Raw genomic sequence first — 13,689 nt, 5'->3', positions numbered from 1 at the left:
ATTACTTTTACAGGAGGCAAGGATGGTTGAATTTGCGCAGACTCTTGTTAATGGGCTCGTTTTAGGAGCCTTGTATTCACTGGTTGCTTTGGGATTAACATTGATTTATGGAGTGATGGGCTTAGCCAATTTTGCACAAGGGGAATTTGCGATGATTGGAGGATTTAGCGCTTTTTTCCTTGTTCAAGAAGGTGTGTCCTATCCGCTGGCCGTAATCATCGGTTTTGCAGTGGCAGGAATCATAGGACTACTCGTACATCTTTTAGCGTTTTATCCACTGCGGCAAAGCAATCATATTAATATGATGCTTAGTTCATTAGGGGTTTCCCTTTTCCTGGTCAATCTTGCTCAATATCTATTCTCCCCTAACCCTCAGGTCGTAAAAAGCCCTTTATCTGGAGAAAGCTTTAACCTGGGAGGCATCTTTATTTCGCAGCAGCGGGTGTTAATTGTGGTTATTAGCTTTATTCTGTGTTTGGCAACGTTCCTATTGTTAAAACATACAAAATTCGGGCGTTCCGTTCAAGCCGCTTCTCTTGATCCTGATACAGCGACACTTTATGGGGTCCCAACGAAACGAATATCCTTCATGACCTTCATATTGGGAGTGGCGTTGACGGGCATCGCCGGCGCATTGCTTGCTCCTGTTTATAATGTGTATCCCACCATGGGAATTTCCCTTACTTTAAAGGCATTCGTGGTAGTGGTTCTTGGAGGGATGGGAAATGTCTCAGGTGCGATCGCCGGAGGAGTTATTGTAGGGCTGATTGAGAGCTTTGCCGGGGGCTACATTTCGACCGGTTTTCAGGATGCCATCGTGTTTACGGTTTTATTTGTAGTCCTAATTTTAAAACCTCAAGGGATTCTTACCAAAGTGCAGGGGGAGAAGGTATGAATCGAAACCGGATCCTGTTTTGGACGTGTATTCTTGTAGGAATGATCTGTATCATATCTAGCCTGTATTTGCAAAACCTTTATATTTTGCGCGTAGCGGTTTTTGCAGTCATTGCGGCCATGCTAGCGGTAAGTGTGAACCTTCTGGTCGGTTATACAGGTCAGGTCTCACTCGGACAAGCTGGGTTTTATGGCATAGGTGCTTACACGGTCGGCCTTTTGACCACACAATGGCACTGGTCCTTTTGGCTGGCCTTGTTAGCTGCTTTCATTTTGACAAGTCTTACCGGGTTAATTCTAGGATTGCCTACCACGCAGCTTAAAGGGCACTTCCTGGGGATAGCAACACTTGGTTTTGGAATTATTGTCAATGTGATTTTTAACAACTGGACATCGTTAACGGGTGGACCCAACGGAATAAGAGGAATAGCTCCACCGGAGTTGTTCGGTATTTCATTACAGTATGAGAACTACTTTTTAGGGTTTTCCCTTTTTTGTTTAATGGTGGTTGTGTTAATGGTTCATCTCGTGGTTAATTCAGCCATCGGGAGAGCGTGGAAATGTATTCGGCACGATGAAATATCTGCACAAGTGAGCGGGATCAATGTTTACGGTTATAAACTCATGGCGTTTTCCTTAAGTGGAGGGATTGCTGGGATAGCAGGCGGTCTTTATGCGGGATTCATGACGTTTATCAGTCCGGAAACGTTTGATTTAAACCAATCCATTACCATTATCACGACGGCCATTCTCGGGGGGCCAGGTACGTTGTTTGGTCCATTAGTGGGAGCAGGGGTATTGACCGTTCTTAGTGAATCTCTGAGGGCTTTAAACGAACTTCGCCTCATCATATACGGAGCGATTCTTGTAACTGTTATCGTTTTCCTTCCAGAAGGAATCTATCCCTTTATCAGTAAGAAATTGAGAAAAAGGGGTATTGCGTCCCAACTAAAGTTAAAGGACCGTAGGAGGGAATTGGATGAGCAAGATTTTAGTCAAAGCTGAACAGGTATCTGTAAAATTTGGTGGACTCTGGGCGGTTAAAGAAGTGGATGTGGACGTAAAAACGGGTGAGATTCTAGGAATTATCGGTCCCAACGGAGCAGGAAAGTCCACATTGTTGAATGTATTGACTGGCCTACAGCGGCCATCGGCGGGGCAGATCCAAATAGATAACGGATATGTTTCCAAGAAGGACGCCTGGCAAATGGTGAAAATGGGGATCGGCCGCAGCTTTCAAACCATTCGTCTTCTCAACGAATTGACAGTGATCGAAAATTTATTAATCGGAGGACATTTATATACGAAACGGGGATTACTTGACGTTTTGGGTAGGACCGTTCGATGGAGAAAAACGGAACAGCAAATCACCAATAAAGCAATGGAACTTCTGCAGCTGCTGGGGATTGGGCATAAAGCGCAGGAAGAAATAAGTGCCCTTTCCTTGGAGGAGAGAAGAAGGGTTGAGATTGCGAGGGCTCTTATGACTCGCCCGAAGGTTCTTTTGCTCGATGAACCGGGCGCAGGATTTAGTCCGCAAGAATCCGACCAATTATGCGAACTTATTCTCTCCATTCGAAATCGTGGTGTCTCTGTTGTTCTCGTTGAACACAATATGAAGGTCATTATGTCATTAGCTGATCGAATCATCGTGCTCGACCACGGACAAAAAATTGCAGATGGCACACCGAAGGAGATTTCTGAAGATGAGTTGGTCATTCGGGCTTATTTAGGAGGGGAAGACCATGCTTGAGATCCAAGGATTACGGAGCGGTTATGGCGATATTACTGTGTTACAGGGTGTTAGCTTGAATGTAAACTCAGGGGAAATCGTGGGGATTTTAGGAGCTAATGGGGTGGGTAAAACCACCTTATTAAAAACCCTTTCCAATTTAATAAAAACACGTGCCGGAACGATAAACTATCAGGGGAAAAACTTAACGCAAGTCCCGCCATCTAAACTCCTCAATTTTGGGATCGCCCATGTTCCTCAGGGCAGGAACATTTTCTCTAAGATGACAGTGGCTGAGAATCTTTACGTCGGGTTAGACAATGTAAAAAAAAGAGTCAACCCACAAGAACAGCTGGATTATGCCTTAGCGTTATTTCCTAAGCTTAAGGAAAGATGGAATCAACTCGGTGGAACGTTAAGCGGGGGAGAGCAGCAGATGCTGGCGATCGCGCGAGCACTCGTGACAAAACCCACCTTGTTGATCCTAGATGAACCGTCGATGGGCTTAGCTCCTATCATTGTCAGATCCGTATTTAACGCGGTAAAGAAAATTGCACAAGACGGAACTACGATATTATTGGTGGAGCAAAATGCTGTGGCAGCTTTAAATGTAATTGATCGGCTTTATGTCATGGATATGGGAAGAATGGTTTATGAATCCCAAGAAATGAATGATAACGAATTAGAGAAAATCAAAGAGGTTTATCTAGGTGCAGGGTAATTACAAGTGTTGAAGTCGACTGACGATAAGCAGGGAAGGACAGGAGTGAGACAATATGCTGAAAAAATTAACTCAATCAGAAACATTGGCAGAACAGGCATATCGTGAAATCAAGCAGGCCATCATCGAAGGGAGGTTTTCTCCAGGTGAACATTTACCCGAGGAAGCGATCGCTTCGATGTTAGGTATTAGCAGGACTCCTTTAAAAAAAGCCATTGAAAAACTATCATATGAAGGTTTAGTGGATTTGCGCTCCGGAAAGATCGCTCGAGTGGCGGAGTACACCCCCAATGATATCGAAAACTTTCTGCAGCTGCGTGTGCTGTTGGAGCCCTTCAATGTTGAACAGATTGTGAGAATACCAATCTCGGAGGAGAAGATGAGCGAGCTTGTTGAATTGGTGGAAGAACAGAAAAAAGCCATTGAAGATAACGATTTGTACCAATTTATTCAGCTAGATGCCGAATTTCACCTTTCATTAGCGAAGCTGAATCCAAATCAAAAACTCCAGCAATTTATTGAACAACTGAACAATAACCTCCATCGCCGGTATCTAATACTGTCAAAGACATTGGAGTATGGTTCCAAAACGGCATACGAAGAACATGTATCCATTTTAAAGGCTCTTCAAAAAGGAAATCCAGAGGAAGCGGGTAGAGCGATGAAAACACATATCCAGAACGTTGAAAACAGGATAAGAGGGTATCAAGCTTCCTCTTTACACTGAGTTAAGTTGGAGGTTCGGCATGAAACATCTGGTGAATAAAAGGGTAAAAAAGTTAGAGGTCACAGGTATACGAAAATTTTCGAACATGTTAGTGGATTACCCCGAAGCCATTAATTTAACGCTTGGACAGCCAGACTTTCATACACCAGACCATATTAAGAACATAGGAATATCAGCCATTATCGAAAATAAAACAGATTATACAATGAACGCCGGATTGCTTGAGCTGAGAACAGCCGTAAGTAATATTATGTATGATAAGTACAGGCTAGCCTACAATCCTGAAAACGAGATCATTATAACGAATGGAGCGAGTGAGGCGATCGATACGGCTTTCCGTACCATACTAGAAGAAGGCTGTGAAGTTATCTTGCCTGCACCGACTTATCCAGGATATGAGCCGTTAATCGAACTTTGTGGAGCCGTTCCCGTTTATGTAGATACGAGTAAAAACGGATTTTTACTGACTGCAGAGATGATAGAAAAACATGTGACAAAGAAAACCCGTGGTATCGTGTTAACCTATCCATCAAACCCCACAGGGAAATTAATAGGTGAGGGAGAGCTCGAAAAGATCGCGCGGCTTCTTATCGATAAAGAAATTTTTGTCATTTCAGATGAAATCTACAGCGAACTGGTTTATGACGGAAGCCATCATTCCATTGCTTCGTATTCTAGTTTACGTGCCAAAACCATTGTAGTGAACGGTATATCCAAATCTCATTCCATGACCGGTTGGCGAATCGGCTACGTCTGTGCACCCTCGTACCTGGCGGAGGAAATGTTGAAAGTTCATATGTATAATTCCGTTTGTGCTAGTTCTATCAGTCAATACGCTGCCATTGAAGCGTTAACTAATGGAACGAATGATCCATTGGAAATGAGAAAGGAATACAAAAAGCGGAGAGATTACATGTATGAGCGGCTGGTCAATATGGGGTTTGATGTCGTTAAACCAGACGGTGCCTTTTACCTCTTTCCTTCTATTAAAAAGTGGAACATGAAATCGTTTGATTTCGCCATGCAGCTGCTTCGATCTGAGGGAGTGGGGGTGGTGCCTGGTGATGCATTTACACCTTCCGGAGAAGGTTTCATCCGAATCTCTTTTGCTAATTCTCTTCAACAATTAGAAGAAGGATTAAATAGGATAGAAAGGTTTGTTAAGAATAAAAAAATCAATAGGGTTAATATTCCGAAAGGGCTAGTTCCTATAAACCGTATCGAATAGCAAACCATAGGAGCTGTTTTGATTAAAGATGAAACAGCTCCGCGATTACATTAGGACTACAGTTATTTACTGATATGAACAAAACTGTCAACTCAAAGCGCAAATTCGGTTGAAATTTTCCTTTTTGCGCATCTTTAATAGAAGTAGCGTTTTTGCTCCTTTTCCGGGGTCACCAAGTAGGGCTCACTATTTCCTTTATCAACCCCTTATCCTTAGCTTCTCAGCGGGAGATGGTCAAGTGGTTTTCTTGACGAGCTCCCGCTGTGGGAACAGATCTTGGGAGGGCTGAAAGGAAGAATAAGCGCACGGCACGAAGCATCAACTCCGATAGGCATACTGATATCCGTGGGTTCGCACATTTATCGTTCCGTCTGAGGACCTTCGACTAACTCGCGACGTGCGTTCACCCTAGAAGAGTTAACACAAGTAAATGCTAGTGGGTTATCCTTTACGGTTTTTGCCTTTGCCTCCGGACCCTGCGTTCAGTCAGTGATTCAAATTCTTCTTCAATACCAAAGGCATCTATCCCAACTAATTGAAGAGATAGATGCCCTAGCAGAAGAATTTGAGGAATATGAGATTATCCGATCAATCCCAGGTATTGGTGGAAAGATTGCGGCCACAATCATCTCCGGAAATCGATCAGTTCAATCACCCAAAGAAGTTGGTTGCCTACGCAGGAATTGACCCAAGCGTTTTTGAGTCAGGTAAGTTTAAGGCAACCATCAACAAAATCACAAAAAGAGGATCTTCACGCCTTCGACAAGTCCTCTATACAGCTGTGCAATGTGGAATAACCAAGAATCGAAATCCAAAACTAAGAGCTTATTACGATAAAAAGCGCGAAGAAGGTAAACCACATAAAGTGGCTATCATTGCTTGCGCAAACAAGCTCATCCATTGGATTTATGCATCACTAAACCGTGAAGAGGCTTTCAAGGTATAAATATCATCTAATAAAATACTTTTATAACAATTACTTCAAGTCCCGCCTTTGAAGCTTATTTAGTATGTTCATTTTTATTGTAACATGTCTTTTTCAGCTATTTAGTCTTATCTATTGACCTTCTATTAGCTGGTATTGCGGAACAAAATAATTCAGCGCTATCCTAAAACTGGTACCATAAACGGTCTTTTTTGAGACGAGTTAAAAGAGACTGTGGAGAGACTCATTTTTGGTAGAAATCCCATTCCAAAACCCATACACAAAATCAACATCTCATTTTATCTATTAAAACCTTAATGGGATTATTTTTTTGACAACTTCAGCAGCTAAATCTATATACTCTTGAAGTTCTTGTCATACTTCCTCTTGATTTTTGGGGTACTGTATTTCCTGAATAGCTAATTGCATGGGATGTTGTGTGGAACGATTTTCGATGTTCGGCTCGTGTAGTACTTGTTTTCATTTGAACCAGGACAAAGGTTTTTTATATTGCCTTCTTGTTTAACGCAGCTGTGCCAAAGAGCAATCTTTTTTATTCTTTTATACAAGCTCTCCAGTTTTTGCTTTTCCCAAAAAGAAGTCAACTGTTTCTATCGCAGCATAAAGGCTTCCGAGCGCCGCCATAAATGCACCGTGGACATGAGTGGCAGGGATTCTGTGGCCATGCAAGGTTAAATCTGGTGATGTGCAGGCATCTTCAATGACTGTGCAGCGGAAGCCGTAATCTACAGCGGCACGGACCGTTGCGTCAATACACATATGACTCATCATCCCGCAGATAACCACGTGTTCCACACCTGCTTTACGGAGGTCGCTAAGAAGAGACGTTTCCCGAAAGCTGTTCGGATAGTTCTTTTGGATAACCGTTTCGTCTTCCAGCGGCTTTACGGCTTCGTTGATATGGATGCCATCCGTTCCTGGAGCAAAGAATGGAGCGTTCGGATCCTTGAAAATGTGCTGTATGAAAAAAATCGTCTTGTTTTTACCCCGAAAGTAATCCAGCACCTTTTTCGCGTTTGAAGCAGCTATATTTGTTTTGTGCAGCTCCATACGTCCCTTTGGAAAGTAATCGTTTTGAATATCAACGAGAATGAGTGCAGTCTTAACCATGTGTTCCTCCTTATCCTTTTTAAAAACTAGGGACAATCCTCCAGCCCCTGTTTTACCCATCGTTAGTTTAAGTTAAACCGAATTTTTTACTTCAGTTATCTAACGCGTAACCGCCCATTAAGCATTGTAGCAGTTCACCCAAATGTACGGCTTTATCTCACCGGCTACCAACGGATCACATCGTCTAAATCATCAACTGGGATGGCAGCCTCAACAGGACCTGAATCTTTTCCTTGGCAAATCGACATCTCATCATTCACATCAGCAAAGATGATAGCCGTCTCCCTGGCCGTAAATGCCGCCAGTCACCACTCTTCAGCGCCTTCTCATTTTCCCTTTTCAATATAACCTCCAACACGCTTCAGCTGTTCATCTGAAACCAACCGCCCGATTTGGGTGGATGGGTCAATCCGGCGCCTTGCTTAAAGTCTTGGGAATGACTGACCAGATCGACCGTTACATTATCATAGGACTTTTTCTCAATAAAAAGTCGGGAGCAGAGGATCATCCATTTCGCCATTCTGTGTTTTATTATGGCAGTCTGGACATATTCCATGAATCTCAAAGAGATGTCGGCTTACTTCAAACCCTGATTTTATTTTGGCAAATTGCTCCACTTCTTTTAATTCAGGATAATTAAAATCTCGCATTTTACCGCATGAAGTACATATAACATGGTAATGAAATGAGGTTTTCCATTCGTATCGGCTTGAGGACTGTCCAAAGCTCAGTTCCTTGATAAAGCCGTATTTTTTAAGGCATTTCAAATTATTATACACGGTACCATTTGACATATTAGGAAACTTATTGGTTAAAGATTTAAAAATTTCATCTGCTGTTGGGTGTGATTCAGTAGTTGCTAAATATTCCATTATAGCCATACGTTGAGGTGTTATTCTTATACCATTTTTTTTAAAAGATTTAACCCCTTCCATCACACGATGTTGATCCATATTTTACACCTCAATTACCAATAGTTTAAATACGATAGTAGAAAAGACCATCTTGAAGATGATCTTTTCTCGGATATTGGATTTTTTCAAAAAGGATATGGAATTTTTAAAACCAATAAATGAGAATAGTTTGATATTTTTAGAATAAGAGAGTAGGGGGTGCTCAAGTTAAAATGGGCTTCCTTTCAATAGTCTTCATACTGTTGCGCACCTCAAATAACTTTGAAAATAACGATTACCTTGTCCTAAATGATTCAAGTATTTTAAGCTTTTTGAGGTACAGATAAAGCCAGGCCCACTGCTACACGCTCTCCATACTCTGGATCTGCTTTATAGAAATGTTGAATTTGTCGGAGTTTAATTTCCTCTTTTGCCACCGGTTTCATAGCGTTAACAACAGTTGTAACCAGGCGTTCACGCTCTCCTTCACTTAACAAACGGTATAAATCACCAGCTTGCGTATAATGATCGTTGTGATCATATGAAACACTTTCTGCAATTCCTGATACGGGATATGCGGCTTGCTTGTGCTGAGATACTTCTGTCGGACCACTGAAACTATTGGGTTCGTAGTAGACAGAACCCTGACCATTATTGTCAAAACGCATTGCGCCATCACGTTGGTAATTATTCACTTCCACTTTTGGACGGTTAATCGGTAGCGCCTGATGATTGGCTCCCACGCGATAACGATGGGCATCGTGATATGCGAATAGTCGCCCTTGCAGCATTTTATCTGGAGATACGTCGATTCCAGGTACTAGCGTTCCAGGTGAGAACGTAGCCTGCTCCACTTCAGCAAAATAGTTTTCCGGATTTTTATTTAAGACCATTCGTCCTACTTCAATTAACGGATAATCTTTTTGAGACCATACTTTTGTAACGTCAAATGGATCAAATCGATACGTATTGGCATCCTCTAGTGGCATAATTTGCACATACAGTTTCCAAGCTGGATAATCACCGTTTTCAATCGCATTAAACAAATCTTCGGTATGATAATCAGGATTTTCACCAGCCAGTCGTTCAGCCACATCTGGTGCAAGGTTTTTAATGCCTTGCTCTGTTTTAAAGTGGTATTTAATCCATACGCCATCACCATCTGCATTGGTCCATTTGAAGGTATGGCTGCCAAAACCGTGCATATGGCGGTATGTAGCAGGGATACCGCGATCAGACATTAAAATCGATACTTGGTGCAGGGATTCAGGCGAAAGAGACCAGAAATCCCATACGGCAGTCGGATTTTTCAAGTGCGTTTTTGGATCTCGTTTTTGTGTATGAATGAAATCAGGAAACTTAATAGCATCACGAATAAAGAATACAGGCGTGTTATTTCCTACTAAATCATAATTTCCCTCATCCGTATAGAACTTAACGGCAAATCCCCGCGGGTCACGAACTGAATCAGCAGAGCCAAGTTCACCGGCAACCGTAGAGAAGCGAATAAATAAAGGTGTGCGTTTTCCAACTCCAGATAAGAAATTAGCTTTTGTGTACTTTGTTAGATCATTTGTGACTTCAAAGTAACCGTGTGCTCCAGCGCCTTTCGCATGAACCACACGCTCAGGGACGCGCTCACGGTTAAAGTGGGCCAATTTTTCTAACAGATGAACATCTTGAATTAATGTTGGTCCGCGAGAACCAGCTGTAATGGAGTTTTGATTATCACCGACAGGAGTACCCCAACTAGTCGTAAGATCATTCTTATTTTTACTCAATTCAATCACCTCATTATGATTTGTTTTTATGACTACCTATATTCTTTTTCGTTTTTGCTCTCAAACTATCAATCGTAATTGAGCATATTGCCCAGATAATTCAAGAAATAACGGTTTGTCTTTTGATTCAAGCGCATCATTAATCTTTTCTTCTAGGAGCCGCAGTTGACGGATAAACATTAATTCATCCAGAATCATTTGTATATACATATCAAGAATTGAAAAATCATTGGGTTTGTTTTGTGTATTGACGGATTTCATGATCTCAGTATACGATCTATATGGTTTTTTATTTTTCATTACAGATCACCCCTGACACCTTTATCTTATACATGGATACCCATCCTTACGAAAGAAATACAGTCTAGTTCACTCAATCAGGAGTGAACTGGAATTTTACTTTGGCTGAGATAAGGAGTCGGCCAATGTTGTAATTCTGACTCCCCTATTTGATTTTGCTCATCTAATATCCCTTCTAATGCAAATAGTTGGATGAAAAGTTCTAAGACCTCCTCTTTGTTTGTATGACTATTGATTTCTTTTATTCCCATTAATGGGTCATGCAACATCTGATTAACGATGCTTTTTGAATATTTACGAATAACCTTCAGCTCTTTTTGTGTTAGATTTGGCAGCTTATTCTCAATATGGCGCATAGCCTCTTCATGAATAAATAATGATTTTTCTTGAAGTGCCGCCATCAGTGGTACGGCATCTAACGTGTTTATCCAAGATTTAAAAGCTAACAATTCGTTTTCTATCATGGAATTAATTTTTTTACTTTCTTCTGCTCTTTTGTTAAGATTGGCTGCCACAATATCTTCTAAATCGTCAATATTATATAAAAAAACATGATCAAAATTGTTAATTTCAGGATCAATGCTCCTTGGAACAGCAATATCGATCATGTATAAAGGACGGTGCTTTCTTTTAAGATTAATAGTTTCCATGTCTTGTTTAGTGATAATAGGACCTTTGACGTCTATAGAGCTGATAACAATATCAGCTTGGCTTAGAACATTTTGAATTTGGTCCATCGTTTTAGCTTCACCACTAAATTTATTAGCCAAGTTCATTGCCCGTTCGTATGTGCGATTCACTACAATAATCGTGCCTGCACCATTAGTGTGTAGATGTTTTGCAGTTAATTCCCCCATTTCACCCGCACCTAGAATAACAACCGTCTTGTAATGAAAATGCCCAAAGATTTTTTTACCTAATTCAATAGCTGCATAGCTCACCGAAACAGCATTTTTTCCTAGATCTGTATTGGAATGAACACGTTTGGCAAATGTAATCGCCTTCTTAAATAACATATTAAATACTGTACTTGTTGCCTTTTGCGTTTGACTTATAATAAAAGATTCTTTCACTTGCCCTAATATTTGTGTCTCTCCTATAACCAAGGAGTCTAGTCCACACACAACACGAAATAGATGCTTTATGGTATCATCATTCTCTTTAGTATAAAAAAAATTAATACATTCTAATTTGTTTAGTCCAAGTGATTCTAAGAAAAAGCCTGTCATAATAAGTTTACCTGTGTGTAAATTATCTACTACGGCATAAATTTCAGTTCGATTACATGTGGATAAAATTACACACTCCTGAATACCCCTTGTTCCACGCAAAGATTGAATACATTTAGCGTAGGATTCTTTTTTTATATTCAATCGTTCCCTGACTTCCACTGATGCTGTGTTATGATTTAAGCCCATAACCATTATCTGCACTTGTACCACTCCATTATCAATCCATTCCAGAAATACCGAAGAGAAGAGTTAAATGGATTATATCGGATTTTTGTATGCTCCTTAACTTATTTTCACTGGGTTCACGCCATCTACTCATAAAGGAGCTATATGGTTCAACACCAACCTAAATCACAATTCTCTACATACTGTAAGGTTTTTAGATGATCCCTAATCATATAGATTTTATTATCTCTAAAGAAAAAAGTATTTTTGTTCAGACACACATTTGATACATCTTCCCATCGTATTTCACCAATGGGTTGTTTATTGTATGTTAATACAAAACCGCTTTTTGTTAACCTAGAACTAATATAGCGAGTGATATCCATTTCTTCCTGAACTTTTTCGTTTACATCCGTCATAAAATATACCCTCTTTCCATTAGCTTTTAATTTAGACAATGACTATTACATTTCAGGCTATAGGAGATAGGTTTACTTTTAAGGAGTGCAGTAAACTGAAAGTCTAATTTACTGCACCCATGTATCGGATTCCAATTGGTTAGAAGTTTATATATTTTCTAGCTTCTTCAGGGTCAGCAAACAGCATAATTTTGTCATCTAACATAACCATACGACCATAGTGAGTAGACATCTCGACTTGAAAAGAGTAGGGATCAAAGTCTCGACCTAAATCGTCACTGATCTCGCTCATATCAAATTCAAGTACGCCTGTACCATCAATTCGAATCATGGCAGGGTAATGTGATACTTCAACGCCTGGTTTTTCACGCATAATGTCGGCGATGACACGACCTTCAACACTATCACTAAGAGTCACTCCACATTTATTATTAAATCCTTTTTCAAGTTCCAATTGGCTCATTATAAACTTACCCCTTTCGGCAAACTTATGTTTAGATGCGCCAAGATAGTGCTAAACCGTTCTTTGGCACGATTAAAGGCATCTACATAAGAGGTTACTTTTACTCTTGGTTGCGACCAAATTGGCTGCAGTTGTTTGGAAGCGTTTACACATAATGGCACATATTTTTCAAGCCATCTTTGAGCTAATTGTTGATTTTCTTCGCCATACTCAGGATCATTGAAGAAAACGTCAAACATTTCAGCTGTGTAATCTAAATTACGTTCGAAATCGGCTTCTGCAGTTGAAACCAATGTAGGTGTCGCATAATCTCCATGAGACGCTGCATATTGCATTAAGAATCCACTTCTGAATAATTCAGCTACTAAAGGCTCATAAATGAGATTTGTAGCGAATAGTTGTTCAGCCCAATCTGTTGCGGCACCAAAAGTTTCCACGACTTCGCGAACACCTTGCCAAACGGGATTATTCATCCAATTTTCTTTACCTTTTGCTTCATCAAGCTCAATCATTGTAGCTACTTCTCCAAGATAGATAGCAATATCCTGAGCATATCGCAGCTTATCTGATGAGTTTATAAGAATAGAATTGTTAATCATTTGAGTCATTCCATCACGTTGTGCTTTCTGAAAGAGCATCCCTAGACCGTACTCAGGGTGTTTTGATGCTCCTAAGTGTTCCTGGAGAATTTTAACCCATGTTTTATCGAGAATGGCAAATTGGTTTTCCGCTTTAGCATTTTGAATGGTTAAAGCTACTTGCTTTTCAATAGAGGATTGGCGAATGTAGTGATTTCGCTCCCATTCTCCATTAGGGTCACGGTATTTATGCCAGTCAGAACTTTTGATTTTTGTCCTTGTTTGTGAATAAGCTGGTGTTCCATCACTAAAAGAAACAATCCATCCTTGAAGTAAATGGCGTTCTGGATCGGGCTGTACATCAACAGTGACATCCTCATATAACGTTGATCTTCTGCCTTTTGGTTCATAGTAATTATATTTTCGACTTCTACTTCCAGCGAATGTTTTGGATCCTGCTTCAGCAGACTTGACGATAGCCTCTGTCATCATTTGAACCT

The 13,689-nt window shown here is 40.6% G+C and carries 14 protein-coding genes and 1 pseudogene; 7 read left to right on the top strand and 8 right to left on the bottom strand.

Translation table 11 applies throughout. The annotated features are described in order from the left end of the window. Nucleotides 1–22 precede the first annotated feature (22 nt). The 7 genes and pseudogenes from M1K46_RS19495 to M1K46_RS19465 all read left to right on the top strand — a co-directional run. Entirely contained in the window at nucleotides 23–895 is an 873-nt protein-coding gene (locus M1K46_RS19495) for a branched-chain amino acid ABC transporter permease (RefSeq protein ID WP_062234730.1), read from the top strand. Next, nucleotides 892–1,899 carry a branched-chain amino acid ABC transporter permease gene (locus M1K46_RS19490; RefSeq protein ID WP_091007497.1) on the top strand — a complete coding sequence of 336 codons (1,008 nt, stop codon included), beginning with the start codon at nucleotides 892–894 and terminating at the stop codon, nucleotides 1,897–1,899. Before M1K46_RS19495 ends, M1K46_RS19490 begins: the two co-directional genes overlap by 4 nt. Further along, nucleotides 1,874–2,647: an ABC transporter ATP-binding protein gene (locus M1K46_RS19485; RefSeq protein WP_256227343.1), complete on the top strand. Its 774-nt coding sequence runs from the start codon at nucleotides 1,874–1,876 to the stop codon at nucleotides 2,645–2,647. The genes M1K46_RS19490 and M1K46_RS19485 overlap by 26 nt, the downstream gene beginning before the upstream one ends. Beyond that, on the top strand, nucleotides 2,640–3,347 hold the full coding sequence (locus M1K46_RS19480) for an ABC transporter ATP-binding protein (protein ID WP_256227342.1): 708 nt from the start codon (nucleotides 2,640–2,642) through the stop codon (nucleotides 3,345–3,347). Before M1K46_RS19485 ends, M1K46_RS19480 begins: the two co-directional genes overlap by 8 nt. A 55-nt stretch (nucleotides 3,348–3,402) precedes the next feature. Next, entirely contained in the window at nucleotides 3,403–4,074 is a 672-nt protein-coding gene (locus tag M1K46_RS19475) for a GntR family transcriptional regulator (protein ID WP_256227341.1), read from the top strand. A 19-nt stretch (nucleotides 4,075–4,093) separates the two neighbouring features. Further along, the gene (locus M1K46_RS19470; protein ID WP_256227340.1) at nucleotides 4,094–5,302 is read left to right on the top strand and encodes an aminotransferase A; all 1,209 of its coding nucleotides are present in this window, start codon (nucleotides 4,094–4,096) and stop codon (nucleotides 5,300–5,302) included. A 492-nt stretch (nucleotides 5,303–5,794) separates the two neighbouring features. Beyond that, nucleotides 5,795–6,248: pseudogene (locus M1K46_RS19465) on the top strand (transposase); the annotation flags it as partial. 540 nt (nucleotides 6,249–6,788) lie between these two features. Here the strand turns inward: M1K46_RS19465 and M1K46_RS19460 are convergent. The 8 genes from M1K46_RS19460 to M1K46_RS19425 form a co-directional block, all read right to left on the bottom strand. Beyond that, nucleotides 6,789–7,358 (bottom strand): cysteine hydrolase family protein, encoded by a 570-nt coding sequence (locus M1K46_RS19460; RefSeq protein ID WP_256227339.1) that lies wholly within the window; start codon nucleotides 7,356–7,358, stop codon nucleotides 6,789–6,791. 479 nt (nucleotides 7,359–7,837) lie between these two features. After that, nucleotides 7,838–8,311 carry a Fur family transcriptional regulator gene (locus M1K46_RS19455; protein WP_256227338.1) on the bottom strand — a complete coding sequence of 158 codons (474 nt, stop codon included), beginning with the start codon at nucleotides 8,309–8,311 and terminating at the stop codon, nucleotides 7,838–7,840. 263 nt (nucleotides 8,312–8,574) lie between these two features. Then, on the bottom strand, nucleotides 8,575–10,032 hold the full coding sequence (katA, locus tag M1K46_RS19450) for a catalase KatA (RefSeq protein ID WP_256227337.1): 1,458 nt from the start codon (nucleotides 10,030–10,032) through the stop codon (nucleotides 8,575–8,577). Nucleotides 10,033–10,092: 60 nt separating this feature from the next. Continuing rightward, the gene (locus M1K46_RS19445) at nucleotides 10,093–10,332 is read right to left on the bottom strand and encodes an IDEAL domain-containing protein (protein ID WP_256227336.1); all 240 of its coding nucleotides are present in this window, start codon (nucleotides 10,330–10,332) and stop codon (nucleotides 10,093–10,095) included. 77 nt (nucleotides 10,333–10,409) lie between these two features. Next, a complete protein-coding gene (gene hemA, locus M1K46_RS19440; RefSeq protein ID WP_256227412.1) occupies nucleotides 10,410–11,756 on the bottom strand; it encodes a glutamyl-tRNA reductase in 1,347 nt (448 codons plus the stop codon). Nucleotides 11,757–11,899: 143 nt separating this feature from the next. Continuing rightward, complete coding sequence (locus M1K46_RS19435) at nucleotides 11,900–12,148, bottom strand: DUF2553 family protein (RefSeq protein WP_256227335.1); 249 nt, start codon at nucleotides 12,146–12,148, stop codon at nucleotides 11,900–11,902. A 139-nt stretch (nucleotides 12,149–12,287) separates the two neighbouring features. Further along, complete coding sequence (locus M1K46_RS19430) at nucleotides 12,288–12,611, bottom strand: MmoB/DmpM family protein (protein WP_256227334.1); 324 nt, start codon at nucleotides 12,609–12,611, stop codon at nucleotides 12,288–12,290. Then, entirely contained in the window at nucleotides 12,611–13,678 is a 1,068-nt protein-coding gene (locus M1K46_RS19425) for a toluene hydroxylase (RefSeq protein WP_256227333.1), read from the bottom strand. The genes M1K46_RS19430 and M1K46_RS19425 overlap by 1 nt, the downstream gene beginning before the upstream one ends. Between the last annotated feature and the right edge of the window lie 11 nt (nucleotides 13,679–13,689).

Source organism: Fictibacillus sp. WQ 8-8 (genome assembly GCF_024494405.1).
GTDB classification, from domain to species: domain Bacteria; phylum Bacillota; class Bacilli; order Bacillales; family Fictibacillaceae; genus Fictibacillus_C; species Fictibacillus_C marinisediminis.
The sequence above is the reverse complement of the archived record's forward strand: the minus strand, read 5'-3'. Positions and strand labels throughout refer to the sequence as shown.

Excerpts from the sequence above, each read along its gene's own strand:
- M1K46_RS19460 (WP_256227339.1), bottom strand. The coding sequence starts at position 7,358 with ATGGTTAAGACTGCACTCATTCTCGTTGATATTCAAAACGATTACTTT.
- M1K46_RS19470 (WP_256227340.1), top strand. The coding sequence starts at position 4,094 with ATGAAACATCTGGTGAATAAAAGGGTAAAAAAGTTAGAGGTCACAGGT.
- M1K46_RS19490 (WP_091007497.1), top strand. The coding sequence starts at position 892 with ATGAATCGAAACCGGATCCTGTTTTGGACGTGTATTCTTGTAGGAATG.
- M1K46_RS19480 (WP_256227342.1), top strand. The coding sequence starts at position 2,640 with ATGCTTGAGATCCAAGGATTACGGAGCGGTTATGGCGATATTACTGTG.
- M1K46_RS19435 (WP_256227335.1), bottom strand. The coding sequence starts at position 12,148 with ATGACGGATGTAAACGAAAAAGTTCAGGAAGAAATGGATATCACTCGC.
- M1K46_RS19430 (WP_256227334.1), bottom strand. The coding sequence starts at position 12,611 with ATGAGCCAATTGGAACTTGAAAAAGGATTTAATAATAAATGTGGAGTG.
- M1K46_RS19475 (WP_256227341.1), top strand. The coding sequence starts at position 3,403 with ATGCTGAAAAAATTAACTCAATCAGAAACATTGGCAGAACAGGCATAT.
- M1K46_RS19455 (WP_256227338.1), bottom strand. The coding sequence starts at position 8,311 with ATGGATCAACATCGTGTGATGGAAGGGGTTAAATCTTTTAAAAAAAAT.
- hemA (WP_256227412.1), bottom strand. The coding sequence starts at position 11,756 with ATGGTTATGGGCTTAAATCATAACACAGCATCAGTGGAAGTCAGGGAA.
- M1K46_RS19425 (WP_256227333.1), bottom strand. The coding sequence starts at position 13,678 with ATGACAGAGGCTATCGTCAAGTCTGCTGAAGCAGGATCCAAAACATTC.
- M1K46_RS19485 (WP_256227343.1), top strand. The coding sequence starts at position 1,874 with ATGAGCAAGATTTTAGTCAAAGCTGAACAGGTATCTGTAAAATTTGGT.
- M1K46_RS19495 (WP_062234730.1), top strand. The coding sequence starts at position 23 with ATGGTTGAATTTGCGCAGACTCTTGTTAATGGGCTCGTTTTAGGAGCC.
- M1K46_RS19445 (WP_256227336.1), bottom strand. The coding sequence starts at position 10,332 with ATGAAAAATAAAAAACCATATAGATCGTATACTGAGATCATGAAATCC.